The sequence below is a fragment of the Sphaerochaeta associata genome, assembly GCF_022869165.1.
Taxonomy (GTDB): domain Bacteria; phylum Spirochaetota; class Spirochaetia; order Sphaerochaetales; family Sphaerochaetaceae; genus Sphaerochaeta; species Sphaerochaeta associata.
Genome location: NZ_CP094929.1, coordinates 1,757,235 through 1,784,233 on the forward strand (window position 1 = coordinate 1,757,235; position 26,999 = coordinate 1,784,233).

Consider the following 26,999-nt stretch of genomic DNA (forward strand, 5'->3'; position numbering starts at 1 on the left):
GAAGTTGTAAGATTCTTACTTTTTTGGAATATCGTTGGAGTCCTTGAGTAGGACATCATGCGCCCCGCCTTCAATGATCGAGGTGGAAGAAACCAACGTGAGTTTTGCCTTTTGTTGCAGCTCGGCGATGCTCAAGGCACCACAGTTGCACATCGTTGAGGTGATTTTGCTCAACGAAAGCTGCACATTGTCTTTCAACGGACCGGCGTACGGGACATAGGAGTCAACACCCTCGACGAAGCTCAGTTTTCCGTCTCCTCCCAAGTCGTACCGTTGCCAGTTCCTTGCCCTTGCAGAACCCTCGCCCCAGTACTCCTTCATGTAGGAGCCCTTCACATTCACCTTTTCGGTCGGGCTTTCATCGAAGCGGGCGAAATAGCGGCCGAGCATTAAAAAATCGGCTCCCATCGCCAAGGCAAGGGTCATGTGGTAATCGTGCACGATCCCCCCGTCACTGCATATCGGGACATAGATGCCGGTTTTCTTAAAATACTCGTCACGGGCCTGAGCGACCTCGATCAGAGCGGTTGCCTGTCCACGACCGATTCCTTTTGTTTCGCGGGTGATGCATATCGAGCCTCCGCCGATACCGACCTTTACGAAATCGGCTCCGCTCTCTGCCAGAAAGAGAAAGCCCTCCTTGTCGACTACATTGCCCGCCCCTACCTTGACCGATTCCCCATATTGGTCCTTGATCCAGGAAAGCGTACGTTTCTGCCACTCGGAAAAACCCTCCGAGGAGTCGATGCACAATACGTCGGCTCCGCTCTTTATCAGGGCGGGAACCCTGTTTTGATAATCGCGGGTGTTGATGCCTGCACCGACGATATAGCGCTTATGCTTGTCAAGCAGTTCATTCGGGTTTTCCTTATGACTGTCGTAGTCCTTGCGGAATACAAAAAATCGCAATCGATTGGAGGCGTCTACAATCGGCAGACTGTTCAGCTTGTGCTCCCAGATGATGTCATTGGCTTCGGAAAGCGTCACCCCCTCACGAGCATAGACCAACCGTTCAAAGGGGGTCATGAAGGAGGAAATCGGAGTATCCTCACTCATCCTGCTCGGCCGCCAATCACGGGAAGAAACAACTCCAAGCAGTATACCGTTTGCACTGCCGTCATCGGTAATGGCAATCGTTGAGTGTCCTTTTGCATGTTTCAAGGCTATAAGGTCCTTGAGGGTCTGGGTGGGCCTGAGATTTGAATCGGAAGGAACAAAACCCGCTTTGAACGCTTTCACTCTTGCCACCATGGCGCTTTGGTCTTCTATGCTTTGACTTGAGTAGATGAAGCTCAGCCCGCCTTCCCTGGCCAAGGCTTTGGCCATGAGCTCGCCGCTTACCGATTGCATGATGGCGCTGACCAAGGGGATGTTCAAACTCAGTGACGGTTGTTCACCTTCGGGGTATTTAACCAAAGCGGTCCGCAGCGAAACATTGGATGGAATGCAATTGGTATCCGAATATCCCGGCACAAGCAGATATTCACTGAAGGTTCTGGATGGTTCGTCAAAAAAGTAGGCCATTACACGACTCCTGAGAGGGTTTTGGCAATATAGTGTGACCAGAATCTAAAAAGAAAGCAAGCAGGATGCAACAAAATTTCTTACTTTTGTTGCATCCTGTAAAAAAGCTAGCGTTTTGCGACAAAGAGAATCGATTCACACGGTGCAAGCGCTACCTGTACTTCCTCGGTACTGATTCGCACCTGCTGCTTCATGCCCTCTATCAATGTGGAGAGACAGAGCATGGCATTGGAAAATGTTACGATGACATCGGTTTCTGCACGACTCAGTATGCAGACGATGGCGAGAGCTGCATCGTATCTGGCGAAGGTGAGTGTATGTTCATCGCTTGCCACAACAGCCCAACCGCCCCGCTTGAGTGTATCTGCATAGGTTTTTCGCATCTCTCCCAATTCGGTGTAGAGGGCAAAAAAATCGTGATTCCATACATTCTCGTCCCATTGCATGGGATAGCGTGCCCGTTCAACCGTCCCATACGGGCCGGCCAGTGCAATCTCCTCGCCGTAATAGATGTTCGGCATACCCGGCAACAGATACAGAAGTCGGACGAGGCCTCGGTACAACGGCCAATTGAATAATTCGGTATTGTTGTAGAGTCTGGGGGTGTCGTGGCTGTTGATGAGGTTCATCTGCATGCCCAGCATTTGACCCGGCATGCCGGTGAGGTGACTTTGCAGCGCCTGTGCAAACTCATCTCCTGTGAACGGCCTTGTCTTTGCAGGTTGATGACCCCATCCATCGGTCATATACCGGTCGGTCTCCCCCATCCACGATCGCATGGGTCGGCTGCTTCCCAGGTAGTTCATGGTTGCATCCCACATATCGCCCTGCAAGAACGGGGTGGAGTCAACCCAATCCTCCCCCACCAGGTATGCTTGGGGGTTCTCTTCTTTTACAGCAAGCCGCACCTCTCTCCATATCTCTTCGCACAGCTGGTCATCTCCTCTTCTTCCTACTTCGCTTGAGACATCCAGGCGCCAGCCATCCTGCAGATACGGAGGCTTGAGAAAGGATCTCATAACAGAATCAGGGGCGCGGTAGATGTGATCACGCAGCGCTTCACTGGTATAGTTGAGCTGAGGCAGTGTCGGGACATCCTGCCAGCAGGCAACCGAATCGTCTTCGTTTAAGTAGTAGTATGAAGCTTCCTCACTGTGTGGATCTGAAAGCGCTTTCTTGTACCACGGGTGTTCGGTTCCTGTATGGTTGATGGAGATATCGATGATGATCTTCATCCCCTGTGCATGCAGTGTGTTGCACAGGTGCTCAAACGCCTCATCGCCTCCGAGCTTCTCATCCACATGGAAAAAGTCGGTGCAATCGTAACGGTGTGTCGTGCGGGCTCTTCCGATCGGGTTCAGATACAGCGTATCGACGCTGAGTTTCTTGAAATGGTCGAGGCTATCCTCGATGCCCGCCAGATCACCATTGAAGAAATCGAGGCATCGCCCGCTCTCATATTCAAGCGGCTGTTCATCAAAGGAGTGTACAGTCACAATCCCGCCGTCAAAGCTGTATTCACCCGGTATTGCACCGGTATGAGAACCGCCTTTTTTGAAGCGATCGGGGAATATCTGATAACAGATGGCTCCGCCTACCCAGGGAACATCCTGAAGGCCTGGCCGTAATGAAAAACACTCTCGAAGCGGTGGTACGGATGCTTTCAGACCTGCTGTACTGTATGAATAGGCACGGTCTTCGGCTTGAATCATGAAGTACCAGTAAATCGGATCGTCCAGCACCTTGACCGAACCTTCATATAAGGAAAACGGGCTTTGTCGTACCTTATGGAGGACGATCTGTTTCTCCCGGCCAAGCTGGAAACTGACCAAACGCACAGTATGTACGCGATCGGTTGCACCTGTCTGTATTCGTATGACGACCTGCTCTCCTTTCTTGGGAAACAAGGGTTCGACATACACCCAGGAGACTTTGCTGTCCACTCCCAACTTCCAACCATTTGGATCCATAGACTACCCCTCTTTATCGTTGACTGTTGAAGAAAACCGGTTTAGTATCAGTGTATACAATCTTTTATCCTGATGCAACCTGCACGGTTTCCCTGTAGTATGTTTTGTGCTAGGATACCATCAGCTGAACAAGGACGGGATGGCTATGGAAGAGAACGTGACAATGACCAAGCGACCGACGATCAAGGATATCGCCCGTGAGAGCGGGTACTCGAAGACGGCGGTCTCTTTCGCGTTCAACGACCCTTCCAGGATCAGTGAAAAGGCATGCCAACAAATTTTGGAAACTGCCGAGAAGCTGGGATATATTCCCGACCCGATGGCCAGGAACTTTTCACTGCGCCGCCATTTGAGCATCGGATTCCTGTTGCCCCAGATGGTTCAGTTTTCACTGCAGAATCCCTATACCCTGCAAGTCATATTCGGTATCGGCAATGTCTGCGAGAAGTACGGCTACACACTCACCCTCATCCCTCCCTTGCATAAGAGCATCACCGAGGCAGTGCGCAGTGCAGCGGTGGACGGACTTATCACCATGGGCATGCAGGTTGAAATGGAGATTGTTTCGGTGATGCAGACACGCCTGCTCCCGTATGTAACCATAGACGGAACTCCCGATGCACAGATGCCCAGTGTGAACATCGATGACGAGCAGGCCTGCTTTGAGATCATGCGCCTTGTCTTGGAGGCGGGACACAGGGATATCGTTCTTGTAAGCCTTTCAGAGGATGCCTTTGCATCACCTGCGAAAGATCAAAGCGTACCTAATAAACGCATGCGCGGTTACCGCAGGGCCATGGCCGAAGTCGGCCTTGAGCTGCAGAAATCGCAGGTGTTGGTCAGTGAATGCACCATGGAGGATGGGATCAGGATTGGTAAAGAAATCCTTGCCCGCAAGATACGACCGACCTGCGTGGTGGCAATGAGTGACATTGTGGCAATCGGTTGCATTCTTGCATGCAAACAGGCAGGGCTCGGTATTCCCGACGACATGTCGGTTGTAGGGTTCGACAACATCGATGAAAGCTCGTGCATCATGCCCCAACTGACGACCGTCGACCAACCCGCAAAAGAGAAAGGACGCCTTGCCGCAGAGGCCTTGTTTAGAATGATCAACAAGGAAACCTTGGAAAGCGTCCATATGGAGATTCCCTACCGTATCATCCGGCGGGAATCGCTGAAGAGCCGATAATCTACTTTTTCAATGCTTCGATCAGAGTAGCCAGAACCTCTAGGGGAGAGGGTGCCGCATCGATGTCGAGCAAAAGCTTGCGCTCTCGATAATATTCGATCAGAGGGGCGGTTTGTGCTTCATACACGGCAAGTCTGTTAAGAATTGCCTCAGGCTTGTCGTCATCGCGCTGTATCAAGGGCTCGCCGGTCTCATCGTCAAGGCCTTCAACCTTCGGAGGATTGTACAGAATGTGATAGGTTCTTCCTGTTGACTTACACATCCGTCTCCCGCTCAGGCGGGCAACTATCTGGTCTCTGTTCAGCACAAAATTCACCACGAAATCAAGGTTTTTCATCTTTGAAAGAGCATCCGCCTGGGCGATGGTCCGGGGAAATCCATCAAGAATGAACCCTTTTTTTGCATCGTCCTGCTTGAATCGGTCCTCCACCATGGCGATGGTAACAGAGTCGGGAACGAGGTCGCCGCTTGCAAGGATGGCCTGCACCTGTTTACCCAACTCGGTGCCGCCTTTGATGTGGCTGCGGAACAAATCCCCGGTGGAGATATGGGGGATGTCAAAGTGATTCTTTGCTTCGGACGCAATGGTCCCTTTTCCGGCACCCGGAGGGCCGAGAAATACTAGATTCATGGTTCACCTCACAACAGAAGATAGGGTCATGCTAACACAATCGTTCTTTTTTTGCACCACTGTTGCAAAATTAGTCGATTGTTTTATAGCAATTTTTTTGAAATTACCTACTTTGGCAGACAGGGAGGTGCCGGTGCTTGTGAAGGAGTGAACCCTTCCTTGTAAAAAGGACGGTCATCGGGTAGAATCGCTAGCGAAACAGGAGAAAAGCACTGATGAATAAAATTGTCCTTCATGCCACAGACCTTGACGGGTATCTCAAGGATTCGGATAAAGAAAAGATTGCACATGTCGATGAGCTGTACAAGAAATCTTTGTACCATTGCTCGATTCTTGAGAGTGCAAGCGATGTGATGCAGCTTGAGGAAGCCCGCAAAGGATTGGTCGAAAGCGCTGGAGAAATCGGTCGCTTTCTGAAGAACATCTGTGCCGAAGAACCGAATATTCACGTGTATTCGTTCGAGACGCCCCAGGAGCAGCACGGCCAGGCCAGCCGCCTCATAGCAAAGCTTCGCGATCCGTCAACCGGGCATGAGGAGTTCCTCTACTATATCCAGCGTGCGTATGAGATGCTCTTCTCCCATGTATATGCCGATGCCGCACTCCCTACCAAACGATCGATCATCACCAAGACTCCGGTCACCGATCCTGTACGCAATTATGCAGTGCATAGAATTCCTGATGTCGACTCGTTCATTCACAACAGCGTCATGTGCGTGATGCTCAGGGGGGCGTTGCTGCCGAGCATGATTCTCAGCAAGGAGATCCAGGAGTACTCCTCCAACGACTTCGTCACTCCTTTCGCTCTGTTCAAGATCAAGCGTGATGATTCAAAGAAGGAGTCCAACATGGATTATATCCTGGATCTGGACAAGTCTTACTTCGATCTTGCATCCTTGAACGACAAGGACTTGATCTTCGCCGACCCGATGAATGCCACCGGAGGTTCACTGGTGACAATCGTAAAGTACCTGAAGGACAACAACGTTCAGCCCAGGTCGGTTAAATTCATCAATGTCATCAGCGCACTGAAGGGTTCGTTGCGTATCGCCCGAGCCATTGAAGGTGCCCAAGTGTATACCCTGTGGATGGACCCCGTGCTTAACGACGCAGCCTACATCCTCCCCGGCCTCGGTGATGCCGGTGACCGGCTCAACGGCAAGGACGAGCACGACAATCCCCGCAACATCATACAATTGGTGGCCGACTACGGAAGTTCAATCACCAACCTCTACCGCTCACAGGTGAGGGAGATTGAGAAGACTGTATTAGAAAACTGATGAAAAAACTTCTGCTGCTCGTACTCAGTTCGTCACTGTTGCTCGTCTCCTGCCGATCCTATCAGGCGGCCAGACTGGCAGGACTGGGGTATGAGCAGTTGCAATCTCGCAATTTTGCATCTGCCGGCGCGTCGTTTGCCGAGGCAAGCGACAAGGATAGCAACAATCATACCTATCGCTACAACCACCTTCTCTCGCTCTTTCTCCAAGGTGACTATGATCAGGTCATTTCACTCAGTGAAAATGCCTTTGAAACGTTTAGCTTCAATCTCTCATTTTTACTACTGAAAGCCCAAGCACATGCACAGAAGGAGGAGTATCCAAAAGCGCTGGAAACGTACGATCGAATATTCGCCCTCGATCGTGCATCGTATGAGACACAAGCTGATGTGATGGAAGCTGCTCTCACTTGGAACGAAACTGAAAGTGCAAAGCATCTGGCCCTCGGCCTGTTGCAGGAGAAAGCGTATGAGAAGCGGGCTTTGACGGTATTGAGCCGGTTGTCAGGAGATAATTCCTGGTATGCACTCGCCCTCTCCTTCCTTACGAAGGAAGGGCAAGCAGAAGACCTGCAGTAGCTCCGATCACTATCCAGATCAGAGGATGCACCTTCTTAAACCGTAACACCAGAACAACCAGTACTGCGAACAATACAGCTTCCTTCACCTTGAGAGTGTGCTCGAAAAACAGTGTCACCGACAACAATCTCAATCCGGCAAAGGTGATCAAGCCCACCACCGCTGGCCTTAATGCGTAAAAGGCATCCTTGACGTAGAGGTTCTTATCGAACTTACCCAAGAACCGGGCGATGAAAATAATAATTATCACGCTGGGGGTTACTTCCCCCAAGGTGGCTATGAGACCACCCAATGCACCTGCAGCCTGATAGCCGGCAAACGTTGCCATGTTGATCCCGATCGGACCGGGTGTTGACTCGCTTACGGCAATCATGTCGGCAATGGTCTTTGCCGTCAACCAATGGGGATGCGTCTGGGCAAGCGTATAAAGAAACGGGAGGGTTGCCAGACCTCCTCCGATGGAGAAGAGTCCGATCTTGAAGAACTCCCAGAACAGCTGAAGATATATCATCGAACCCTCCGTTTTACGCCCTGTACACTCAAGCCGAAAAAGATGGCGAATAGCACTATTACTACCGGTGATACCGACAAAAAGAATGTAGAGAGCACCACCGCCAGATAAAACAAAACGGTTGGGAGGTCGATCAGGCTTTTTTTTGCAAGCGATAGTACCGATTGTGTTATCAAGGCGCAAACTGCAACCCGTATGCCTCCAAATGCATGTTGAACCCAGACATTTTCCTGAACATGAAACAGGATGGTCGCCAGCAACGTGATGATGAGAAGCGATGGGCTCACCTCGCCCAAGGTTGCAGCAATGGCTCCAGCGATGCCACGTTTTCGGTATCCGATCATGGTGGCGGTATTAACTGCAATAATGCCCGGCGTGCATTGCCCGATGGCATAGATGTCCAGCACCTCTTCCTCGGTCACCCAATTGTGTTTGGTGATGACCTCACGTTGAAGCATGGGAAGCATGGCGTAGCCGCCGCCGAAGGTCAGTCCTCCTATCCTGAAAAACGAGATGTACAAATCCCACAGGCTTGTTGAGTTGGACTTCATACCAAGGCATCCATCGCTTGACGTACCAACTGGTCGCACCGCTCGTTGCCCTCGATGCCCGCATGTCCCTTCACCCAGTTCCATTGGACGGGAAGACTTGCATTGAGACGGTCGAGTTCCACCCAATATTCCTTATTCTTCACCGGATCCTTGGCTGCAGTCCTCCAGCCGTTGACCTTCCATTTCTTGATCCAACTGGTGATGCCGTTCTTCACATACTGGCTGTCCGTGTTGATCACAATGGCTTTTGCTCCCAGCGGCCGGCAGGCCTTCAACGCCTCGATCACCGCAGTGAGTTCCATACGATTGTTTGTGGTATCACGTTCGCTGCCGCTTGACTCTTTCTCGAATGCTCCATCAGCCTTCAATACATACGCCCATCCGCCAGGCCCCGGATTGCCTAGACACCCACCATCGGTATAGATCTCAATTTGGTTGTACATCATAGGGCGGATAGTAATATAGAGGCCGGTTGTGGTCAACCATGCTAACTCTTGACAGAAGGTTGGACAACTCCGTAGGATAAGGTTGTCCATGCCAAGGGAAAGGGGTACAAGCCCCTGCGGTCCCGCCACTGTAGAGGCTGGGAATCTGCAAAAAGAGACACTGCAAGAATTTGTAATGCGGGAAGTCGCAGATTCTGGGTATGCCTGAGCCAGGAGACCTGACATGGATAATTTCCGACGACCTACGGAGTATAGGTCAGGGTATGTTCCATGCCCATATTATGAAGGGGCGTTATGCACAATCACTCATACAAACACTTTCTCCTCGTTTTCTCCTTATTTCTCTGCCTCATCCTTCCCCGACTTGCAGCAAGAGGGGCCGAGGAACAACCGATGGAGCAACAGCAGTTGAGGATTGTCAGTCTTTCACCTAATGTAACCGAGACCATCTTCGCCTTGGACGCCGGTGAATTATTGGTCGGAAGAAGCGATTACTGCAACTATCCCGAGACTGCAACTACGCTTCCCTCGGTGGGGACGTTGTACAACCCTTCACTTGAGATGCTTCTTTCTCTTGAGCCGAATCTGGTCATCAGCAGCGCATTTGTACCCGAACAGTTCCTGGATGCTGTTAAGAAAGCAGGAATCGATGTCTTGACCCTCGAAACCCAACAGGATTTTCAAGGGACCTACACCCTCATCCGTGAAATTGCCCGTCGTACGGGCAAGGACGCCGAAGCCGAGTTGATGATCCTTTCCATGCAAAATGTAGTACGCAACGTTGTACTGAAGACTCAACAATCAGCTAAGCCTACCGTCTATGTAGCCTTGGACTTCGGTTCTTTCGATTCAAGCGCCACCAAGGGGACGTTTCTCAGTGAAATGGTCAGCCTTGCCGGAGGCATCAACATAGCTGATGACGCACAAAACTGGACATACAGCAAAGAGCTTCTGATGTCCCACGATCCCCAGGTAATCCTGCTCAGTCCCAGATGGGGGGAGACAGGGGAGCAGACGCTCAAGGAATTTACCACCACAAAACCGTATGCAGATTTGAGCGGCACCATCAGGATCTTCGATGCAGACCTCATCAGCAGGCAAGGCCCCCGCAGCGCCCAGGCTCTGGAGGAACTCTATAATCTGATACATCAGGAGCAGATGCAATGAGGCGGATGCTGGTCCCAGCCTTGACAGCGACAATTTTACTCTTAATGTTGCTCTCCCTTACCCTCGGACCTTCAAACATTCGTCTCTCCGATACTGTATCCATTCTCATGGGAAAAACTGCACCGGCCAATAAGGCTTACATCATTCTTCAGCTCAGGCTTCCCAGAATTCTCTCCTCCTTTTTCACCGGAGCAATCCTGGGTCTCAGCGGTGCAGTGTTTCAAGCTGCTCTGCGCAATCCTATGGCCGACCCCTTTATTCTGGGAATCAGCTCGGGAGCTTCCTTCGGCGTTGCCGTTGCCCTTTTCATCGGCATGGCCCCTCTGTTCGGCTTTCCTGTCAGTGCACTGGTGGGAGCGCTTGGTACAACGTTGTGCATCGTTGGACTCGCTTCACGTCGCAAAAGCAGCAGCACCACACTGTTGCTTACCGGGGTCGCAGTCAACTATATCCTCTCATCTGCCATGACGTTGCTCATGTTCCTTCACAAGGAGCAGTACCAAAGAATTCTCTACTGGACTTTGGGAAGTTTCTCAATGAGCACCTATGCCCAGGTTGTTGTGGTACTCATTGCTTGGATTGTCCTCTTCATTCCGCTCTCTTTGAAGCACCGCAGTATGGATATGCTCCTGCTCGACGAGCTATCCGCTCGAGCAGGCGGACTCTCGGTAAAAAGAACCCGTCTGGGCCTCTTGCTGCTCGCCTCTTTCTCCACCTCCCTCTGTGTCTCCTACTTCGGTGTAATCGGGTTCATCGGCTTGATGGCACCGCATGCAACCCGGCTTATGGTCGGGCCGAAGCATCGACACCTGCTGCTTCCCTCCAGTTTACTGGGCGGTTTGCTTTTGCTCTCCAGTGATACCATATCGAGAATGTTACTGCCCTCGGGAGAGCTTCCCGTGGGTATCATAACCAGTTTGTTGGGGGTTCCTCTCTTTATTTACCTGCTTCGCAGAGGAAGGTACTTCTATGGTTAGCCTCGAATTTTCCCACGTGTACGGCGGCTATGAAAGCCAGTCGGTCTTTGAGGATTTGAACCTTGCCTTCCCCAAAGGATCCTTCATCGCCCTGACCGGGCCCAACGGAAGCGGCAAGTCTACGTTGCTCAAGTTCATCTATAAACATTTGAAGCCGATCGATGGCAAGGTTTTACTTGAAGGCAGGAACGTTGCAACCATCAATCAAAAGGAGCTGGCCAAGCACCTGGGCTTTGTCCCTCAAAACGGGAAACTCGATTATGCCTTCACGGTAACCGAGGCCGTCAGCATGGGACGGTATGCCTACGGGGGGCAAGACAGCGGCCGCAGCGTCGAGCAGGCCCTCTTGGAGTGTGATATCGTACACCTTGGGGACAAGCTGGTAACAGAGCTCAGTGGAGGCGAATTGCAACGTGTTCTGCTGGCTCGTGCCCTCTGTCAACAAGGAAAGGTGTTGTTGCTTGATGAACCGGTGAACCACCTCGATGTAAAACACCAGCGCTCGATCATGGAACTGCTCTGCCGTCTGGTAGAGAAAGGGTATACGGTGATATGCGTACTGCATGACCTGTTGCTGGTGCAGATCTACAGTCAGACGACTTTGGTACTGCAAACAGGAAAGGTCGTAGCCTACGGCCCGACCGAGACGGTGTTCACCGAGACCCTGCTGCGCGATGTGTACGACATCGATGCCCACCAAGTCTATGATCCGACACTCGATCGCATGCTTTGGCTTCCTACCTATAAGGGCTCATCGCAATGAATGCGTTTCGGCTTTTTCTGCACCGAACCTACCGCAGGGTGGTGAAAATCATCCTTGCCCTCTCCTATGATTTCCAGACCTGGCAGGAGTGCGAACTTCCTGCAGGTCCGAAAATCTTCTGCTCAAACCATTTCAGCAGCAGTGATGTACACTTTGTGACCACCTTGGCCGATGACATTATGCACATTGTCATCGGACCCGGATTTGGAATTCCGGTAGTCGGTTCATTTCTCGGCTGGACCGAGCAGATACGGGCCCTCACCAAGGAGGACCGTAAAGCGGTGGTTGCAACGGCCGTCTCCTACTTGAAAAAGGGGGAAAGCGTGTACATATTTCCTGAAGGTGCCTTGAATACACAGGAAACCTTGATGGCATTCAAGAGAGGCATTGCAGAGATATACCTCGCCTATCCCTGCCCTGTCATACCCATCGGGCTCATAGCCCCCAAACGAAGGGTAAGAAGCAAAGTCAGTCGGGCGGCAGGCAGAACCATGACGGTGGTAAGCCGCAACTACTATGCAAATATGGGCAAACCGATGGAATTCAATGCTGCCCTCTCGTTGGCAGAGGTGGATCGAGACAAGGCTTGTCAGGTAATTCTTGATGAGCTTAGCATACGAATTGATGCCTTGATTCAAGAAATCAAGACCGATAAATTCTGGAGTTGAACATGGATGATCTACAGAACGTATTTTCTGAATTCAAGACACAAGTGCTGGAGATAGCCGACCATGCCCAATCGGTGCAGAAACTCACCTTCAAGGCCGAACTGAAGAATGGTACGGCTTTCAATTTCAAGTACGATGCTGATACATTCGGCCCCAAACAAGCCTATCATCCACTCTCCATTTTCAATGGCATTCTGGACATTGCCTCCGCTTTTGTTGCGGTTTGGCTGTTGGCCTCCTTCATCGTGCGCATGATGAAATCAGACACGGTGAATCTCTCCTTGCTGCTCGCCCTCTCCCTGATGGCGGCGGTCTTCGTGTTCTCATCCCTCCATCACTTCATGCACCGTGACAAGCGAAGCAGCCTTGTGTTCGCCAATCTCAAGGAAATAAGCAAGATTCTGGCTTTAGCTTTCATCAATCTCAGTATCACAGCCTTCTTTGACAGCACCAAGTTACAGCTGACACAATCCCTCTCCCTGGTTTTTGTTGCCTTGTGCCTGCTCTTCTTGTTGGGCAGAACCCAGCTTTCGCTTCAGGTCAGCCTGGCTCTCGCCGCCATTCTCCCTCTTCTCTCCCTGGTTTCTTCGCTGAGCTTTGAGAGTGTGACCAGGGCCTTGCTTTTCAGCCTCTGGTCCATCGTTGCCCTTGTGAGCAAACAAGATTCCCGCATGCACACAACCTCGCTCTTCGCCTTGGTCGGATTGCTTTCCTTTGCATCCCAATTGAATGCCGTGATGATTTGACTTTTCAAGACCCTCTGTTGCCCCTATACTGGTAGGCAGGAGGAGCCATATGAAACTAGGAATTCTAGGAGCCGGCAATATAGCTCGCAAAATGGCCGCTACGGTCAGTGAAATGGAACATGTCGAGGCGCATGCTGTGGCCTCTCGCGATTTGCAGAAAGCACGCGACTTCGCCCAGAAATGGAATGTACGCAAAGCCTATGGGTCCTACGAGGAGATGCTCAGTGATCCTGAGATCGATCTCGTGTACGTATGCACCCCCCACTCCTTGCATTTTGAACATATGATGATGTGCCTTGAGAAAGGCAAGCATGTGCTGTGTGAAAAATCCTTCACCATGAATGCGGACCAAGCCAGGAAGGTGCTTGCCTATGGCAAGGAGAAGAAACTGCTCGTAGCCGAAGCCATTTGGACACGCTACCTTCCCATGCGTCTGGTGCTCGATCAAATTCTGGAACGTCGGGTCATCGGGGAACCGCACGCACTCACTGCAAACTTATGTTATCCGGTCAAGGGAGTCAAACGGCTTACCGATCCGGCCCTTGCCGGAGGAGCCCTCCTGGATGTCGGAGTCTACCCCATCAACTTTGCCATGATGGTATTCGGCAACAACATCGAGAGTATAGAATCGAGCTGCATCAAGACCGACAGCGGAGTGGATGAGTCCAATTCCATCACCCTCACTTTCAAAGGTGACAAGATGGCGGTATTGCACTCCTCCATGGTCAGCACATCGGACCGTCGCGGAGCCATCTTCGGCAGCAGGGGTTTCATCGAATTCCTCAATATCAACAATTGCGAGGGGATCAACGTCTACGATAAAGACTACAATCTGGTGGAGACTTACAAGCCTTTCAAGTTCATTACCGGCTTCGAACACCAGGTTGAAGCATGCCGAAAGGCAATCGAGGAAGGAGAGCTTGAGTGCAAGCAAATGCCTCACAGCGAAATCATCAAAGTCATGGAAGTGATGGATACACTGCGCTCTCAGTGGGGTATCCGCTTCCCGGGAGAGTGAGCAATGGAATTGGAAGAGAGAATGGCGATCTTGATGGCACAGGAAGAACTGCTCAAGTTTGAGACCTTCACCTGTGAGGATGCATGGGAACTGGGAAAAATCTTTGTTGCCGATGCAATGGACAATGACTTGAAGATTGCCATCTCCATCAAGGCACTGAGTGGGAAGACACTGTTCCACTATGCCCTTGAGGGAACCAATCTGGGTAATGACGGGTGGATAGACCGCAAATTCCGCACCGTCCAGCATTTTGAGATGAGTACGCTTCGCTACTCCTTGTTCTTGAAGAAGCGGGGGGCGACTCTTGCCGAGCGCGGATTGGACCCAGCCCTGTTTGTTGCGTGCGGCGGTGGATTCCCGATTTTTGTAGAGGGTGTGGGATGTGTTGCAGCTGCAATGGTCTCGGGCCTGAGGGACGTCGAGGATCACGAGGTGTTGATCCGATGCATCAGCAAATATCTGGTGGTCGAGGATGTACCGCGTTATCCGGTAGACTGAGAAGCAAGCAGGTGCATATAGTACCTGCTTTCAATGTCGGCTTGGTCGATGCCGAGCATTTCAAGCATGTTTAGCAGGAAGGTCCTCGCTACGGGGACCTTCGTTTCATCGGTGAGAACGAACTCCATTTCCAAGAACCATCCCAATGGGGGGACCTCCACCAGTTCAAGATGCAATGCGGGTAGTTCGCTGGAAATCGAATAGGAGTACGCGTAACCCCGTTTGGTCTTGCGGATGTAGATTTCATATCCCAGCGACAAGAAGAAGGCGTGGGCCTGTTCAAACTGGCTGTCATGTGAGGTGAACTCCAGTTCCTGATTCACCTCGATGCCGTCCTTCAGCGTTTTGTATTTTCTGGTGAAAACAAGCTGGCCTTCCAACGCAGAAAAAGTGGATCCGCTGCTCTCCCTTCTGAGCCGAAAGAGGGCATCCTCGTTCGGCAGACAGTAGTATACATCTTCCTTGTACTCACAGCGCGGTGAAGAGATGCCCTTGAGCGCCTCCAATTCTATCTTCAGGCTTATCGGGTCCCGTACATGTGCTTTCAGCTCCACCTCGATGCCCATGTCAATCCTTCCAAGGGAAAATCATGTTCTTCAATGAACGGTGACCGACGCACTCGCGTTCCTCATACAGCAGCTCATCCCAAGGCAGGTGCTTCCTATCGGCATCTGCATGCTCTTCCAGGTAGTCGTACTTGAGCATCAAGAGCTTCACAGCATCGCTGGAAGCAAGGTGCATGCCCGTGACACCAGGGGCAAGACCGGCGAGCAGTGCTGAAAACACCAGGTTGACCACCTGATAGACAGCGAAGAACAAAGTAAAAAAGAGATTGTCAAAGACAATGATGAAACTTTTCTTCAGTGTTTTTGTCGGTCTGTCGCCCTGCATGAGAAAGAACAGGGGAAAGTAGTAAAACAATGCCAGGGTCAAGCCCATGAACAACCAGAATAGAAGGACGCTGAGCAACATACCGATTGCATTGCCGTAGCTGAGATAAAATGGAATGACAAACAGGATGAGGGTTGCATCGAGTACGATCAACAGCCAATAGAACAGGGCATGGCGCCACGATTCGCGAATGCCACGCTTGAAACCTTCCCAGCCGGGACGTTCATATTTTGCATAGGCGTGCGTCGAAGCTGCAGCTCCGGCACTGTAGAAGGAGAATACTCCTGCACTGGCCAACAAGGCCAGCAAAGCAAGGACTGTATTGGTACCCATCAGCGACATGCTGCCCATGAATGCGAGCAGAAGCAGGAGAAACCCAAGATTGAGGACAACCATCGAAATGAGGTTGTCCCAGCCGTCGAAAAACGCTTTTTTCAGAAAGAATCCAGTCATGGTACTAGAGTACTCATACACGAGCTTGAAAGCAAGAGGGATTAGAACGGAGCTTCATCGGGATTACGTGTCGGCCCGCATATGTTCGGCATTTCATCGAGGCTTTTCATCTGGTTCTCGTTCAGGGTGAAATCGAAAAGCTCAAGGTTCTGCTTGATCGAGGAGGGGGTTACCGACTTGGGGAGAATCACATGTCCCTTCTGCAGGTTGTAGCGAAGGCATACCTGGGCTGCACTCCTCTTCACTTCCGATGCAATTTCCTGAATAAGCGGACTTGTAAGCAAGGCACCGGTACCCAAGGGGCTGTAGGCCTCTGTCACCATTCCCAGGCTATGGCAATAGGCAACCAGAGATGATTGCTGTTCACCGGCAAAAAGCCGGATTTGATTGACCATCGGTGTGATGCCTGCCGTCTCAAGCAAAGCATCGATATGCCGTTCACAGAAGTTGCTGATGCCTATTGCGCGGACCAAGCCCTGTTCGTAGAACTCCTCCATCGCCTTCCAACTGCCGCTGTTCGCCTCTTTCCAGTTCTCCCTGGATGCAATGGGATTGGGCCAGTGAATAAGGTAAAGATCGACGTACTCGGTTCCAAGGTCGGACAGACTTGCAAGAAAAGCTTTTCTTGTTTCTTCATAGCCGTGGTCGTCATTATGCAATTTGGTGGTCAGAAAAATCTCGCTCCGTGCAATACCGCTATCATGAATCGCCTTCCCTACGCTTATCTCATTGCGGTAGGCTGCGGCGGTGTCGATATGCCGGTAACCGGTCTCCAAGGCATACCTGACACTTTCATAGGCCTCTCGGCCATCGGCTATCTGCCAGGTTCCATATCCAATAACCGGAATGGCTACTTGGTTGTTCAAGAGAAGAGAGTTCATACTAGCTCCTTGTTCAGTTGGTCAAGAAATCGAGAATGTTCCAACCGGTCTGCTCACTTTGCTTGAACAGTTCGGTATATCCGCACTGTTTGCAACTGATGGTTACGAACCGCTTGTTCTGCACATCGAAAATCTTGGCAAAATTGCCTCCTGTAGCCTGGAAGCGGTCGCTCTCGTAGTGGGTACAACCGCATTTGGGACATACATACTGCTGTTTTTCCATGGGTACTACTCTAGCACGGAACTGCTACAGAAAAAAGGGATAAAAACCCTCTTGACTAAACCAAAGGCCTTTGGCTATAGTGCAAGAGTTGTTACGGCGGCATAGCTCAGTTGGTAGAGCAAACGGCTCATATCCGTTCGGTCAGGGGTCCGAGTCCCTTTGCCGCTACTACAAAAGGCCTTCTTGGAATTCCAAGGAGGCCTTCCTCTTTCTCAACTCAAATAACCCAGCCAACGGTTCTGCCTCTGAATCATACCATCGACCAATTCGGATAGATTGCCAACAGAGTGCACCATCGGACATGCATGCAAGGCTTGGATGACGTACTCCTTTTTCTTGTGCAGGACGGCCTCGGCGGTAAGATCGTACACCCCGCAATACGAGCGAAGCAGGGAAGCGAAGCCTTTGGGATAGGAGTCGAATACGATTCCCTTCAATCCTTTGGCGTAGACACGGGCGGGAACCTCCACGGCAACCCAGGGCGGCAGTTCCTTGATAAGGTTGTTGTTCATGATGTTCACCGCAATCTCCTCATACCCGCTGTTGTCGAGAATTCCTTCCAGGATATAGACCAGACGCTCATGCACCTTCAACTCGATGGACACCTTGGTTCTTGCCAGCATCATGCGGTACAAGCTGTAGAAGTCCTTGATTCCCTTATGGTCTGCGACATCGCCCGCCCATCCGATATATTCACCCAGATGGCTGTCGACGGTGATAGGCAGAAGCTTGTAGGTTTCCAGGATATGTCGAAACAGTGTACGGTCGGCCCATGCCTTCTTGCTTTTCATGCCTTCAGGCAAGGAGCGAGTGGTCGACCCTTCGGTTTCGAACTCTGCTTGATGTTCCAGCACGTAGGAAAGAATATCCGAGTAACCGGGCTCTCGTTCAAAGAAAGCGGGAGCTTTTGCAAGGATATCCGGATAGGCATTCTTGCCTGAATCGCGATAGTGTGCCTCAAGCAGTACGCTACAGTGATTCAGACCGGCGCTGCGCAGGTCCAGATTGGAGAAGGGAGTGTGCAACATGGAGGGTAGATACCGCTCAAGACTTGCAATCTCGTGACACAGGCCGACAAACTTGAGCGCCGGGTGCTTTCTCAGAACAGTGGTGGTGATGGCCGTCATTGGATTGGAGTAGTTGAACACCCAGGCATCGGGACAGATATCAACGACATCGTCGCAGATATCCATGATCACCGGGATAATTCTGAGCGAGTGAAATATTCCCCCGGGTCCCCCGTTCTCACCATAGACCTGGTTGATCCCGTACTGCTGGGGAAGCGTCCAATCCTCATCCCAGAGGGCGAAACGATTGCCCACCTCGATGGAGATGACTACTACATCACAGCCTGCCAACGCTTGCTTGCGGTCGGTTGTCGCCTCCACGGTAAAAGGAAGTTTGTGCTCCTCGATAAAGGCGGATGCCGTATCACATACAGTAGAGAGGGCCTTCTCATGAATATCCACAAGCCTGATGGTACTCCCATAGAGCTTTTTACTCTGCATCAGGTCACCCAACGTACCCAAGCCAAACTGAGCACTACCCGCCCCGATGAGTGCAATTTGCATACTATTTTGTCTCCTCTTGTTTCAATAATAGTATGGTTTTTCCAATCGCGAAAGCCTATACTCAAGCCATGAGACTCTTCTACGCACTCACCTTCGACGAGCAGACGCTGTCCAGGCTTTCCAGCATCCAGGACTCGCTTGTACCCCTGCTTGAGAAAGGCCGAAAAAGCGCAAAACACAACCTGCACCTTACACTTAGTTTTCTGGGGAACCAGGAGCCAAGGCTGCTTCCGCTCTTCAAAGAGATTGTGGCGGCGCTGCCAAACACTCCGATCAATCTGCAATTTTCTCATCTCGGACGGTTTACCAAGAGCGGGGGAGACGTCATTTGGCTGGGTATCCAGCGTAATGTGGAGCTATTGCATCTTCAATCGATGTTGGTTGAGCACCTGATAAAAAGCCGTGTGCCCATATCCGATACCTCGTTTGCCGCCCATGTTACACTGTTTCGCAATGCCCGCATTGCCGAGCTCCCGTCCTTCTCTCCTTTTTCCTGCACCTCGCAAGCAATTCGGTTGATGCTCTCCCATCAGGTGGAGAACGTGCTCGTCTATACACCATTGGCTTCTAACTTTTTATTGGAAAACTAGTTGAATTTTGCTTCATTGCATCGAATGTGTTTGTATGCTATGGTCTGGCCATGGATACATATGTTGAGCAAAATGCTAAAGCCTGGGATTGGGAGGTCGGTCATAATAATATCTGGACCGATGGTTGCACGCAGGAGCAGATCGACAGGGCGCGCAAGGGAGACCTGGACATGGTTCTCTCCCCTTTCAAGAAAGTCCCTCCTTCCTGGGTCTGCGACCTCAAGGGTAAACGGGTCCTCGCCTTGGCATCGGGCGGAGGCCAACAGGCTGTACTGTTGAGTTTGGCCGGGGCGGAAGTGACTGTATTCGATGTCTCCAAAAAGCAACTTGCCCAGGATGCCTCCTATGCCGATACACTAGGCCTCTCCATGCAATTGGTTCGAGGTGATATGAGAGACCTCTCATGTTTCGAGGACGCTTCGTTCGATCTCATTTATAACCCAACCTCTTCCTGTTTCATCGACGACGTGAAGGCCATGTACCGCCATTGCTACAGGATTTTAAAGCCGAAAGGGTACTTTCTTACTTCCGTCACCAATCCTGTGCTGTATATGTTCGACGAGAAACAAGCTTTAAAAAATAAACTTCGTGTCAAATACACCCTTCCCTACTCAGACCTGTCCAGCCTGAGTGAGAAGCAGCTTCAAAAGCGAATGCAGAAACACGATACCGTGGAATTCAGTCACACCCTCCAAGACCTCTTGGGAGGGGTGACCGATTGCGGCTTTTCCATCACAGACCTCTATACCGACACCAGCGGCTGTATGATGATGGACAGCTACGTACATGACTGCTACCTGGCTCTTCGAGCCCGCAAACCCTGAGAAACGCTTGTTGATCGGCATACAAGATGTATATACTGAGTACATGGAAAACTATTTTGCACGACTCTTATTGACCAGTGAGCTCGATGACCCAATCTATTTTGCCAAGATCCATCAGCAGATTGCCGATCTTGAGAAGCAGCGCATCGCCCACTTCAATGCCAACGGACCGATGAATGCGCAGTATGTCGTGCTGATGAGCGAGTTGAACATGGCCTATCTGCAGGCTCGTGACACCTCAAGTGAATTGGAGATCGCCCAACAGATTTATCAGACCAATCAGAACCTCTACGGCGACGAGGATGAAAGAACCCTGGAAGCACTTGTGGCCCTTGGGCTCTCCTATCTTGACGACTCCCAGAGTGAGGAAGCACAGGGAATTGCAACGCAACTGCTCTCCCTGAGCTGGTCGGAGGAGAACGGCCCCAGCTACGACCTCTACATCGACGTCCTTTGTTTGCAGGCGGATATCCATCACGCCAAGGAACTTTACTCACAGGAATTGGTGATCAGAAAGCATGTTCTCTCCCTGCTGGAGGAGTTGTCCGGTTCCGTTTCCAGCCAGGCGGTCATGGCCCGGTGCGGACTTGCCTACTGTTATGAGAAAATGAAAAAGTACCGGCAGGCACTGGATCACTACCTGGTCGTACGATCGTATTTGGACAGTGATGAGCAGTTTGCCACCGAGGCTGAGAAGATCGGGCTGCTGGTGCATATCGGTCGCTGCTACCGCAAGCTTGGTAATTTCGATGATGCCGTCGTGCTCTACCATTGGGCGCACAACCAGGCGAACAAGCATTTCGGTCCTGCATCCTCCTTGGCGCAGAAGATGAGAAAGCTCGTCGGCGTCGTCGATGGTACGAAAATTTAATTCCTACTATTATTATAGGTATTGACCAAATCCTTCGGGTTGTGTACAAATGAGTTGTTGTTAGCCTTGGCTAACCTATTATACATCGAGGAAGGCCGTGTCAGACGAACTTATCATACGCTTTGCAGCCCCCACCCTTGCGTCACTGAAGGTGGGCAGCCTTATCAGCTGTAGGACCACCGATATCGAGGATTTGCTGCAGTCGGTTGAGCAATGGAATATAAAGCTGAATCCCAAGGGTGTGGTGGTCACCATATTGCAGCAGAAGAAGGATTTGTATTTGATGTATGTTCATCGTCCGCAACTCTTGGAGCAGCGTCTGATGCAACAGGATGTCCAACACCTGCTCTGTCCTTTGGGATATCCTCTCTGCCCGCTGAGAGAGTCGTTGGGTCATTTGATGCACCGCCTCGAGCATGAGGCCCAGTTCCCCCACGAGATAGGTTTGTTTCTCGGTTACCCCGCCGCCGATGTAGAAGCCTTCATGCGGAACAAAGGCTGTGACGGCAAATGTGATGGATGCTGGAAGGTGTATACCGATGTACAGCAAGCGAAGAAAGTATTCGCACAATATAAGAAATGCACCCGTCTGTACCTCGAGATGCATAAAAGAGGAAAGAAGCTCGAGGAATTGACGGTGAGAAGGATACAGGTATGAAAAAGATTGCAGTTGTGTATTACAGTGGTACGGGCAATACGGAAGCCTTGGCAAATGCCTTGGTCGAGGGCGCACAGGAATCAGGAGCGTCGGTGAAGGTCATCAGTGCAGGCATGTTCTCATCGGATATGCTGGACAGCTACGATGCCTTTGCCTTCGGCTGCCCTGCCATGGGCAGCGAGGCTTTGGAGGATGAAGTCTTCGAGCCGATGTTTGAATCGCTGTTGGAACACCTTGCAGGGAGAAAGGTGGCTCTGTTCGGCTCCTACGGATGGGGGGACGGCGAGTGGATGAGGCTGTGGAAAGAAACGACCGTTGAAAGCGGAGCGATTCTGGCCGCAGAGCCCGTAATCGCCTTGGATACTCCCGACCAGAACGCCCTCGAGGAGGCGAAAGCCCTAGGTGTTGCGCTTGCTCGCTAAACCCATCAAGAAATAGACGAGCTTGGCTGCGGTATAGCTAGGATGGTGGAGTTGATTCGGAGCCAGCTCCACCACGTCCATGCCTATGATTGTCCTTCCCTCAGTCAGGTTTTCAAGCAGGGTGACGGCATCCCACCAAAAAAGCCCACCGGGATCGGGCGTTCCAGTTGCACTCATCAGGGATGCATCAAATGCATCCACATCGAAAGTGATATAAAGCTTCTTGGGAAAGGTAGGAGGAAGGGTCAAGCCCGATGCATCCTTTCTTCGATAGAGCGTTGATGCATCGTAATACCCTACCTTGTACTGCTCTCTTGCAGCCAAGTCCTCTTCGCTGTAATTTCTGATTCCCACTTGAAAGAGAGGGATTCCCGCCTCCACCACACGCCGCATGACACAAGCATGGCTGAACTTGCTTCCTTCATAGGTATCGCGTAAATCCATATGGGCGTCAAATTGCAGCACTCCGACTTCACCACTGCTCAACAACATATCCAAGGCTGCATTGGTTACCGAATGCTCCCCTCCCAGCAGAACGGGAATGGCATTCCAGAACCGGGCATTCTGCATCGCGCTGCTTGCAAGCTGTATCGAATGTTCAACCCCACCGTTGGCGGGAATCGGGTCTGTTGTATGAATTCCAAGGCTGCCTGGATTCCCGTACCCTTCCACCAGTCGCTCCAATTGTGAGGAAGCTTCGATGATGGCCCGCGGCCCCTCCTTTGTCCCTCCCATGTAGGAAACAGTCTCCTCCAAAGGGAAGGGAATTACATGAAATGCAGCAGACTTGGCATCGGCATTGGGGAATTCAGAGTCCAAGAACCAGTGTTGCATCACAGCCTCCTACGAGAGCCGTCTTTGATAGTCATCAAAGCCGAAGGATTTCACAATCTGATACAGACCGTTGCGTACTATGCCAATATCAGGAAGAGCAATACCATTGAACATGGTGGTTTTTACCATGGTGTAGTGCATCATATCACAGAGCATGAGCATGTCCCCGACCTTGGGAGGTTTCTCAAACTCATAGGAACCCACCCAGTCGCCGGCAAGGCAGCTGCAGCCACCCAGTCTATATCCACCCTCTTTTGTGAGCTTCGCCCCGACTACCACCGGGCAATAGGGCATCTCAAGACAGTCGGGCATGTGTGCAGCGAACGAGGAGTCCAACATCAAGGTCGTAATGCCCCTGTTCTGCACGATATCCACTATCCTGGTCGCCAGGTACCCTGTTTCCCAGACAAATGCCGCACCGGGCTCCACGTAGAGCTTGATATGAGGATGGCGCAGGGAGAAGGATGTAAGAATCGCCTTGAAAAGCTCCAGGTCATACCCTCTTCTGGTAACCAGATGCCCTCCTCCCAGATTAAGATGCGAGATGAAGGGCAGCAGGTGTCCATAATGCTTCTCTATGGAGACCAGTGTTTGTTCCAGCTCGCCGGCTCCGCTTTCGCAGAGATTGTGTGCATGCAGGCCTGTGATGCCATGAGGCAGCACCTCAAGGTCCTCGGGCAGCACGCCAAGACGCGATCCACGAGCGCAGGGATCGTACAAAGGTGTTTCCACTGTTGAGTACAAGGGATTGATCCTCAGGCTTTTCTTGGCGTTTGGACAATCGTTCTTGTGTTTCTCATATTGCGAGAGAGAATTGAACGTGATGTGCTTGGCAATCCTGGCAATCGTCTCAAACTCACGATCCTGATACACCGGAGCATACGCATGGACTTCACCGAAATAAGGCGAGGCCAAGAGTGCTTCATTCAACGACGAAGCGGTGGCACCGCATGCAGTCTCTGCAAGCTCGGCAAAGACCGCATGCATGGCAAAGCCCTTCAGGGCGAAGAGAAAAGAGACCGGGACCTGCTGCTGCAGGTCCTTGATGAGCTGAAGGTTCTTCTCAAAGCGCCCATAGTCCAGGACAAAGGCGGGGGTATGGCTTATCTGGTTGGTATCGAACATCGCCTACCTTCCAAAGGCAAGCTTGCCATCGACTACGACTTCCCAGGGCAGGCCGAGTGGTCCCAGTTCGGCAAGGAACGGATCGGGATCGAACTGCTCCATATTCCATACGCCCCCTTTCTTCCAAATCCCTCGTGCAACCAAACTGGTCCCAAGAGCGGCAGGAACTCCGGTGGTATAGGAGACAGCCTGGGCTTTGGCATCCTGATACGCCATCTGATGGCTGCAGTTGTTGAAGATGAAGAGGGTGCGTTCCTTTCCATCCTTGACACCTCTGATCTGGCATCCTATTGAAGTCTGGCCCTGATAGTTCGGTCCCAAGGAAGAGGGTTCAGGAAGCAAAGCCTTGAGAAACTGCAACGGCTGGATCTCCATACCTTGGTAGTTGATCGGCTCGATGCTGGTCATCCCGACCTCCTCAAGCACTCGTAGAAAGGTGATGTACTGCTGACTGAAGGTCATCCAAAAACGCGCACGCTTGAGCGTCGGGAAGTGCTTCACCAGCGACTCAAGTTCTTCATGGAACAGCAGGTAGCTCTCCTTGGATCCAATCCGGGGATAATCGACGTTCTGATGGATTTCAAGCGGCTGGGTCCTCTTCCATGTCCCTTCTTCGTAATACCTTCCCGGCTGGGTGATCTCACGGATATTGATCTCAGGGTTAAAGTTCGTGGCAAAACTCTTGCCATGGTCGCCTGCGTTGCAATCGACGATGTCCAGATAGTGCATCTCATCAAAATAGTGCTTGGCGGCATAGGCGGTGAATACATTGGTCACCCCGGGGTCGAAGCCCGAGCCAAGCAAGGCTGTCAGGCCTGCCTTCTCGAATTTCTCATTGTACGCCCACTGCCAGGAGTACTCAAAATGCGCTTCGTCCTTTGGTTCATAATTGGCGGTATCCACATAATGCACCCCACAGCGCAGGCACGCCTCCATAATGGTCAGGTCTTGGTACGGCAGTGCTACATTGAGGACTATATCGGCCTTGAACTCCTTGATCAGGCGCTCTAATGCATCAACATCGTCTGCATCGATGCAGGCGGTCCGAACAGGTACCGGACCCGCTTCCTTTGCTATGGCGTCACACTTCGCCTTGGTCCTGCTGGCGAGTAGAATCTCTTCGTAAACATCTTCCATCCGGGCTGACTTGCGCACAGCCACATTGCCGACTCCACCGGCTCCTATGATCATCAAGCGTTTCTTCTGCATTCTTTACTCCTCTTGGTCTGTTTCATAATACGTATACCCTCTCAGGCCCGCTGTATAGGCTGAGATGATCCTTCTCCGCTCCTGCACGGTAATCCTGCCTTCCTGCACAGCCTTCTCAGCCTTGGTACGAATCATGGTTTCCAAACGCTTGGGTTCGTACTCGACATAGCTGAGCACATCGGCCACCGTATCACCCTCCAGCTCGTTGTGAAGGCTGAAATTTCCATCCTCGTAGGTGATGGAGACGACGTTGGTATCACCGAGAAGGTTGTGCAGGTCCCCGAGCGTCTCCTGGTACGCACCTACCAAAAACACACCGAGGATATAGTCTTCATCCTCTTTTGGCGTATGAAGGGCCAGGGTGTCGCTCACTCCCTTGGCGGTAATGAACTTGTCGATTTTCCCCTCGCTGTCGCAGGTGATGTCGGACAAGACGGCTTTGCGGTCGGGTTTGGTCTCCAAGCGGTGGATCGGCATGATGGGAAACAGCTGATCGATCGCCCACACATCGGGAAGCGATTGAAACAGGCTGAAGTTTCCGTAGTAAATGTCGGAGAGCTGGTGTTCCAGCTTCTGAATTTCCGCTGCATGGATATCGCCGTACTTCTGCTGGATCTCGGCTACTATCGACCAGTACACATGCTCGGCGGCCGCCCTTTCGCGCATATTGACCTTGCCGTACAGAAACTTGTTACGAATCTCCTCGCGATAATAGTTCAGGTCGTTGAGGCACTCCTGGGCATTCTTCTCGTTGAGCATGGTGCGTACATACAACAGATTTTCCAGTGCAGGCATCAGCATCTGGTCGTAAACAACCTCCTCCCCGTTCTTCCCATCCCAGAAGACGTTGGTATCCAGGATATTCATCAACAAAACCGAATAGTAGGAGACAAGGGCCCTTCCCGACTCACTGATGATGGTCGGGTGGCTGATTTTCTCCTCCTTGCAGATCGTCATAATCTCCTCGACCACGTCGTCGCAATACTCCTTGGTCGTGTAGTTTCTGCTGTTGGGGCTGTTGGAGTGGCTGCCGTCATAGTCGATGGCCAACCCGCCGCCGATATCCAAAAGTCCCATGGGAGCGCCTTCCTGCACCAAGCCGGCATAGAACCGGGCCGCTTCGGTCGCACCTACACGAATGTCGTGGATATTGGGAATCTGGCTGCCCAGGTGGTAGTGCAGCAGCTTCAGGCAGTCAAGCATGTTCTCCTTGCGGAGCCGGTCGACGACCTGGATGACCTGTGTCGTATTCAGCCCGAAGACACTTCGATCCCCCCCACTGTCCGTCCAATGTCCGCTTGCCATCGTCGAGGGCTTCATTCTCAGCCCTATGTTGGGCTTGATGCCCAAGGCGCGCGAACGTTGCAGAATGATTCCTACCTCGCCCGGCATCTCGACAACCAACACCGTATTGATGCCCAGCTGCAAGCCTTTGAGAGCCAGGTCGATGTACTCCTCGTCCTTGTACCCGTTGCAAATTATATACGCCTCAGGGTCATCGATATGTGCAAGGGCGATGATGAGTTCGGCTTTGCTGCCGGTCTCAAGTCCGTGATGGTACTGCTGTCCGTATTTGCAAATCTCCTCGACAACCTGTTGTTGTTGATTGACCTTGATCGGATAGACCCCGCGGTAGGTTCCTTGGTAGCCGGCATCCTGTATGGCATGCAGGAAACTCTCGTTGATGTGTTGGATCCTATCATCGAGAATATTGGAAAAGCGTAGAAGCACCGGAAGCTTGAGCCCCCGCTCCTGCAATCCTTTGGCGATGGAGAGCAGGCTGATGGACGATTGCGGAGACTTGTCCTTCAACCTGACCTCGACCTCGCCTGTTTCCGATATATGAAAATAGCCGTTCCCCCAATCATTGATTCGGTACAGCTTCTCGGCATCATGAATGTTCCAGTTCTCCATAGGCTCTCCCTTG

Annotated in this window: 30 protein-coding genes, 1 tRNA gene and 1 riboswitch; of the genes, 16 read left to right on the forward strand and 15 right to left on the reverse strand. The window is 51.6% G+C overall.

From position 1 onward, the window contains the following. Nucleotides 1–15: 15 nt before the first annotated feature. Entirely contained in the window at nucleotides 16–1,524 is a 1,509-nt protein-coding gene (locus MUG09_RS08140) for an IMP dehydrogenase (RefSeq protein WP_244775289.1), read from the reverse strand. A gap of 107 nt (nucleotides 1,525–1,631) precedes the next feature. Next, entirely contained in the window at nucleotides 1,632–3,494 is a 1,863-nt protein-coding gene (locus tag MUG09_RS08145; protein ID WP_244775291.1) for a glycoside hydrolase family 13 protein, read from the reverse strand. Between the two features lie 106 nt (nucleotides 3,495–3,600). Here MUG09_RS08145 and MUG09_RS08150 point away from each other — a divergent pair, with 106 nt between their 5' ends. Beyond that, entirely contained in the window at nucleotides 3,601–4,686 is a 1,086-nt protein-coding gene (locus MUG09_RS08150; RefSeq protein WP_244775293.1) for a LacI family DNA-binding transcriptional regulator, read from the forward strand. Between the two features lies 1 nt (nucleotide 4,687). On the opposite strand, the gene MUG09_RS08155 is transcribed toward MUG09_RS08150, so the two are convergent. Beyond that, on the reverse strand, nucleotides 4,688–5,317 hold the full coding sequence (locus tag MUG09_RS08155) for an adenylate kinase (RefSeq protein WP_244775295.1): 630 nt from the start codon (nucleotides 5,315–5,317) through the stop codon (nucleotides 4,688–4,690). Nucleotides 5,318–5,532: 215 nt separating this feature from the next. Between MUG09_RS08155 and MUG09_RS08160 the strand changes: the two genes are divergently transcribed. Further along, nucleotides 5,533–6,597 (forward strand): uracil phosphoribosyltransferase, encoded by a 1,065-nt coding sequence (locus MUG09_RS08160; RefSeq protein WP_244775297.1) that lies wholly within the window; start codon nucleotides 5,533–5,535, stop codon nucleotides 6,595–6,597. Further along, nucleotides 6,597–7,175, forward strand: coding sequence for a tetratricopeptide repeat protein (locus MUG09_RS08165; protein ID WP_244775300.1), 579 nt, complete (start codon nucleotides 6,597–6,599; stop codon nucleotides 7,173–7,175). Before MUG09_RS08160 ends, MUG09_RS08165 begins: the two co-directional genes overlap by 1 nt. Here the strand turns inward: MUG09_RS08165 and MUG09_RS08170 are convergent. Genes MUG09_RS08170 through rnhA form a run of 3 tightly spaced genes read right to left on the reverse strand, consistent with a single transcriptional unit; the run spans nucleotide 7,141 to nucleotide 8,683 of the window. Then, nucleotides 7,141–7,686, reverse strand: coding sequence for a chromate transporter (locus MUG09_RS08170; protein WP_244775302.1), 546 nt, complete (start codon nucleotides 7,684–7,686; stop codon nucleotides 7,141–7,143). The two genes, MUG09_RS08165 and MUG09_RS08170, sit on opposite strands and share 35 nt — an antisense overlap. Beyond that, entirely contained in the window at nucleotides 7,683–8,237 is a 555-nt protein-coding gene (locus tag MUG09_RS08175) for a chromate transporter (protein ID WP_244775305.1), read from the reverse strand. Before MUG09_RS08175 ends, MUG09_RS08170 begins: the two co-directional genes overlap by 4 nt. Continuing rightward, nucleotides 8,234–8,683 (reverse strand): ribonuclease HI, encoded by a 450-nt coding sequence (gene rnhA / locus MUG09_RS08180; protein ID WP_244775308.1) that lies wholly within the window; start codon nucleotides 8,681–8,683, stop codon nucleotides 8,234–8,236. The genes MUG09_RS08175 and rnhA overlap by 4 nt, the downstream gene beginning before the upstream one ends. 39 nt (nucleotides 8,684–8,722) lie before the next feature. Continuing rightward, nucleotides 8,723–8,922, forward strand: a riboswitch (cobalamin riboswitch). 55 nt (nucleotides 8,923–8,977) lie between these two features. Between rnhA and MUG09_RS08185 the strand changes: the two genes are divergently transcribed. The 7 genes from MUG09_RS08185 to MUG09_RS08215 are packed head-to-tail and all read left to right on the forward strand — an operon-like array spanning nucleotide 8,978 to nucleotide 14,520. Further along, complete coding sequence (locus MUG09_RS08185; RefSeq protein ID WP_244775310.1) at nucleotides 8,978–9,850, forward strand: ABC transporter substrate-binding protein; 873 nt, start codon at nucleotides 8,978–8,980, stop codon at nucleotides 9,848–9,850. Next, the gene (locus MUG09_RS08190; protein WP_244775312.1) at nucleotides 9,847–10,827 is read left to right on the forward strand and encodes a FecCD family ABC transporter permease; all 981 of its coding nucleotides are present in this window, start codon (nucleotides 9,847–9,849) and stop codon (nucleotides 10,825–10,827) included. The genes MUG09_RS08185 and MUG09_RS08190 overlap by 4 nt, the downstream gene beginning before the upstream one ends. Next, a complete protein-coding gene (locus MUG09_RS08195; protein ID WP_244775315.1) occupies nucleotides 10,820–11,590 on the forward strand; it encodes an ABC transporter ATP-binding protein in 771 nt (256 codons plus the stop codon). The genes MUG09_RS08190 and MUG09_RS08195 overlap by 8 nt, the downstream gene beginning before the upstream one ends. Beyond that, entirely contained in the window at nucleotides 11,587–12,258 is a 672-nt protein-coding gene (locus MUG09_RS08200; RefSeq protein ID WP_244775317.1) for a lysophospholipid acyltransferase family protein, read from the forward strand. Before MUG09_RS08195 ends, MUG09_RS08200 begins: the two co-directional genes overlap by 4 nt. 2 nt (nucleotides 12,259–12,260) lie before the next feature. Beyond that, nucleotides 12,261–13,004 carry a hypothetical protein gene (locus MUG09_RS08205; protein WP_244775320.1) on the forward strand — a complete coding sequence of 248 codons (744 nt, stop codon included), beginning with the start codon at nucleotides 12,261–12,263 and terminating at the stop codon, nucleotides 13,002–13,004. A gap of 49 nt (nucleotides 13,005–13,053) precedes the next feature. Continuing rightward, the gene (locus MUG09_RS08210; protein WP_244775322.1) at nucleotides 13,054–14,022 is read left to right on the forward strand and encodes a Gfo/Idh/MocA family protein; all 969 of its coding nucleotides are present in this window, start codon (nucleotides 13,054–13,056) and stop codon (nucleotides 14,020–14,022) included. Nucleotides 14,023–14,025: 3 nt separating this feature from the next. Further along, a complete protein-coding gene (locus MUG09_RS08215; RefSeq protein WP_244775324.1) occupies nucleotides 14,026–14,520 on the forward strand; it encodes a heme-degrading domain-containing protein in 495 nt (164 codons plus the stop codon). Here the strand turns inward: MUG09_RS08215 and MUG09_RS08220 are convergent. Genes MUG09_RS08220 through MUG09_RS08235 form a run of 4 tightly spaced genes read right to left on the reverse strand, consistent with a single transcriptional unit; the run spans nucleotide 14,505 to nucleotide 16,968 of the window. Then, nucleotides 14,505–15,086 (reverse strand): CYTH domain-containing protein, encoded by a 582-nt coding sequence (locus MUG09_RS08220; RefSeq protein WP_244775327.1) that lies wholly within the window; start codon nucleotides 15,084–15,086, stop codon nucleotides 14,505–14,507. The genes MUG09_RS08215 and MUG09_RS08220 overlap by 16 nt on opposite strands. 1 nt (nucleotide 15,087) lies before the next feature. Next, nucleotides 15,088–15,864 (reverse strand): YesL family protein, encoded by a 777-nt coding sequence (locus tag MUG09_RS08225; protein ID WP_244775329.1) that lies wholly within the window; start codon nucleotides 15,862–15,864, stop codon nucleotides 15,088–15,090. 41 nt (nucleotides 15,865–15,905) lie between these two features. Further along, nucleotides 15,906–16,745 carry an aldo/keto reductase gene (locus tag MUG09_RS08230; RefSeq protein ID WP_244775331.1) on the reverse strand — a complete coding sequence of 280 codons (840 nt, stop codon included), beginning with the start codon at nucleotides 16,743–16,745 and terminating at the stop codon, nucleotides 15,906–15,908. A 13-nt stretch (nucleotides 16,746–16,758) separates the two neighbouring features. Next, nucleotides 16,759–16,968: a zinc ribbon domain-containing protein gene (locus MUG09_RS08235; RefSeq protein WP_244775333.1), complete on the reverse strand. Its 210-nt coding sequence runs from the start codon at nucleotides 16,966–16,968 to the stop codon at nucleotides 16,759–16,761. 95 nt (nucleotides 16,969–17,063) lie between these two features. Here MUG09_RS08235 and MUG09_RS08240 point away from each other — a divergent pair. Beyond that, nucleotides 17,064–17,136, forward strand: a tRNA-Met gene (locus MUG09_RS08240). 44 nt (nucleotides 17,137–17,180) lie between these two features. On the opposite strand, the gene MUG09_RS08245 is transcribed toward MUG09_RS08240, so the two are convergent. After that, nucleotides 17,181–18,539 (reverse strand): family 4 glycosyl hydrolase, encoded by a 1,359-nt coding sequence (locus tag MUG09_RS08245; protein WP_244775336.1) that lies wholly within the window; start codon nucleotides 18,537–18,539, stop codon nucleotides 17,181–17,183. Nucleotides 18,540–18,571: 32 nt separating this feature from the next. Between MUG09_RS08245 and thpR the strand changes: the two genes are divergently transcribed. From thpR to MUG09_RS08270, 5 genes are all read left to right on the forward strand, one after another. After that, nucleotides 18,572–19,129, forward strand: coding sequence for an RNA 2',3'-cyclic phosphodiesterase (gene thpR / locus MUG09_RS08250; RefSeq protein ID WP_244775338.1), 558 nt, complete (start codon nucleotides 18,572–18,574; stop codon nucleotides 19,127–19,129). Between the two features lie 50 nt (nucleotides 19,130–19,179). After that, on the forward strand, nucleotides 19,180–19,953 hold the full coding sequence (locus tag MUG09_RS08255; RefSeq protein ID WP_244775340.1) for a class I SAM-dependent methyltransferase: 774 nt from the start codon (nucleotides 19,180–19,182) through the stop codon (nucleotides 19,951–19,953). Nucleotides 19,954–19,996: 43 nt separating this feature from the next. Then, the gene (locus MUG09_RS08260) at nucleotides 19,997–20,824 is read left to right on the forward strand and encodes a tetratricopeptide repeat protein (protein ID WP_244775342.1); all 828 of its coding nucleotides are present in this window, start codon (nucleotides 19,997–19,999) and stop codon (nucleotides 20,822–20,824) included. Between the two features lie 97 nt (nucleotides 20,825–20,921). Next, nucleotides 20,922–21,482, forward strand: coding sequence for a DUF3793 family protein (locus MUG09_RS08265; RefSeq protein ID WP_244770940.1), 561 nt, complete (start codon nucleotides 20,922–20,924; stop codon nucleotides 21,480–21,482). After that, nucleotides 21,479–21,904 (forward strand): flavodoxin, encoded by a 426-nt coding sequence (locus tag MUG09_RS08270; protein ID WP_244770941.1) that lies wholly within the window; start codon nucleotides 21,479–21,481, stop codon nucleotides 21,902–21,904. Before MUG09_RS08265 ends, MUG09_RS08270 begins: the two co-directional genes overlap by 4 nt. Here MUG09_RS08270 and MUG09_RS08275 read toward each other — a convergent pair. The 4 genes from MUG09_RS08275 to speA are packed head-to-tail and all read right to left on the reverse strand — an operon-like array spanning nucleotide 21,881 to nucleotide 26,986. Then, entirely contained in the window at nucleotides 21,881–22,738 is an 858-nt protein-coding gene (locus tag MUG09_RS08275; RefSeq protein ID WP_244770942.1) for an agmatinase family protein, read from the reverse strand. The two genes, MUG09_RS08270 and MUG09_RS08275, sit on opposite strands and share 24 nt — an antisense overlap. A gap of 9 nt (nucleotides 22,739–22,747) precedes the next feature. Continuing rightward, a complete protein-coding gene (locus tag MUG09_RS08280; RefSeq protein WP_244770943.1) occupies nucleotides 22,748–23,863 on the reverse strand; it encodes a carboxynorspermidine decarboxylase in 1,116 nt (371 codons plus the stop codon). A gap of 3 nt (nucleotides 23,864–23,866) precedes the next feature. Then, nucleotides 23,867–25,072 (reverse strand): saccharopine dehydrogenase family protein, encoded by a 1,206-nt coding sequence (locus MUG09_RS08285; protein WP_244770944.1) that lies wholly within the window; start codon nucleotides 25,070–25,072, stop codon nucleotides 23,867–23,869. Nucleotides 25,073–25,075: 3 nt separating this feature from the next. Then, nucleotides 25,076–26,986 carry a biosynthetic arginine decarboxylase gene (speA, locus tag MUG09_RS08290; RefSeq protein ID WP_244770945.1) on the reverse strand — a complete coding sequence of 637 codons (1,911 nt, stop codon included), beginning with the start codon at nucleotides 26,984–26,986 and terminating at the stop codon, nucleotides 25,076–25,078. Nucleotides 26,987–26,999 lie beyond the last annotated feature (13 nt).

Bases quoted from the DNA above. Each gene is read 5' to 3' on its own strand.
- MUG09_RS08155 (WP_244775295.1), bottom strand. From the start codon at position 5,317: ATGAATCTAGTATTTCTCGGCCCTCCGGGTGCCGGAAAAGGGACCATT.
- rnhA (WP_244775308.1), bottom strand. From the start codon at position 8,683: ATGATGTACAACCAAATTGAGATCTATACCGATGGTGGGTGTCTAGGC.
- MUG09_RS08245 (WP_244775336.1), bottom strand. From the start codon at position 18,539: ATGCAAATTGCACTCATCGGGGCGGGTAGTGCTCAGTTTGGCTTGGGT.
- MUG09_RS08160 (WP_244775297.1), top strand. From the start codon at position 5,533: ATGAATAAAATTGTCCTTCATGCCACAGACCTTGACGGGTATCTCAAG.
- MUG09_RS08165 (WP_244775300.1), top strand. From the start codon at position 6,597: ATGAAAAAACTTCTGCTGCTCGTACTCAGTTCGTCACTGTTGCTCGTC.
- MUG09_RS08230 (WP_244775331.1), bottom strand. From the start codon at position 16,745: ATGAACTCTCTTCTCTTGAACAACCAAGTAGCCATTCCGGTTATTGGA.
- MUG09_RS08260 (WP_244775342.1), top strand. From the start codon at position 19,997: ATGGAAAACTATTTTGCACGACTCTTATTGACCAGTGAGCTCGATGAC.
- MUG09_RS08145 (WP_244775291.1), bottom strand. From the start codon at position 3,494: ATGGATCCAAATGGTTGGAAGTTGGGAGTGGACAGCAAAGTCTCCTGG.
- MUG09_RS08235 (WP_244775333.1), bottom strand. From the start codon at position 16,968: ATGGAAAAACAGCAGTATGTATGTCCCAAATGCGGTTGTACCCACTAC.
- MUG09_RS08275 (WP_244770942.1), bottom strand. From the start codon at position 22,738: ATGCAACACTGGTTCTTGGACTCTGAATTCCCCAATGCCGATGCCAAG.
- MUG09_RS08270 (WP_244770941.1), top strand. From the start codon at position 21,479: ATGAAAAAGATTGCAGTTGTGTATTACAGTGGTACGGGCAATACGGAA.
- MUG09_RS08280 (WP_244770943.1), bottom strand. From the start codon at position 23,863: ATGTTCGATACCAACCAGATAAGCCATACCCCCGCCTTTGTCCTGGAC.
- MUG09_RS08220 (WP_244775327.1), bottom strand. From the start codon at position 15,086: ATGGGCATCGAGGTGGAGCTGAAAGCACATGTACGGGACCCGATAAGC.
- MUG09_RS08140 (WP_244775289.1), bottom strand. From the start codon at position 1,524: ATGGCCTACTTTTTTGACGAACCATCCAGAACCTTCAGTGAATATCTG.
- MUG09_RS08175 (WP_244775305.1), bottom strand. From the start codon at position 8,237: ATGAAGTCCAACTCAACAAGCCTGTGGGATTTGTACATCTCGTTTTTC.
- MUG09_RS08225 (WP_244775329.1), bottom strand. From the start codon at position 15,864: ATGACTGGATTCTTTCTGAAAAAAGCGTTTTTCGACGGCTGGGACAAC.
- MUG09_RS08205 (WP_244775320.1), top strand. From the start codon at position 12,261: ATGGATGATCTACAGAACGTATTTTCTGAATTCAAGACACAAGTGCTG.
- MUG09_RS08215 (WP_244775324.1), top strand. From the start codon at position 14,026: ATGGAATTGGAAGAGAGAATGGCGATCTTGATGGCACAGGAAGAACTG.
- MUG09_RS08195 (WP_244775315.1), top strand. From the start codon at position 10,820: ATGGTTAGCCTCGAATTTTCCCACGTGTACGGCGGCTATGAAAGCCAG.
- speA (WP_244770945.1), bottom strand. From the start codon at position 26,986: ATGGAGAACTGGAACATTCATGATGCCGAGAAGCTGTACCGAATCAAT.
- MUG09_RS08190 (WP_244775312.1), top strand. From the start codon at position 9,847: ATGAGGCGGATGCTGGTCCCAGCCTTGACAGCGACAATTTTACTCTTA.
- thpR (WP_244775338.1), top strand. From the start codon at position 18,572: ATGGTTTTTCCAATCGCGAAAGCCTATACTCAAGCCATGAGACTCTTC.
- MUG09_RS08255 (WP_244775340.1), top strand. From the start codon at position 19,180: ATGGATACATATGTTGAGCAAAATGCTAAAGCCTGGGATTGGGAGGTC.
- MUG09_RS08185 (WP_244775310.1), top strand. From the start codon at position 8,978: ATGCACAATCACTCATACAAACACTTTCTCCTCGTTTTCTCCTTATTT.
- MUG09_RS08285 (WP_244770944.1), bottom strand. From the start codon at position 25,072: ATGCAGAAGAAACGCTTGATGATCATAGGAGCCGGTGGAGTCGGCAAT.
- MUG09_RS08210 (WP_244775322.1), top strand. From the start codon at position 13,054: ATGAAACTAGGAATTCTAGGAGCCGGCAATATAGCTCGCAAAATGGCC.
- MUG09_RS08200 (WP_244775317.1), top strand. From the start codon at position 11,587: ATGAATGCGTTTCGGCTTTTTCTGCACCGAACCTACCGCAGGGTGGTG.
- MUG09_RS08170 (WP_244775302.1), bottom strand. From the start codon at position 7,686: ATGATATATCTTCAGCTGTTCTGGGAGTTCTTCAAGATCGGACTCTTC.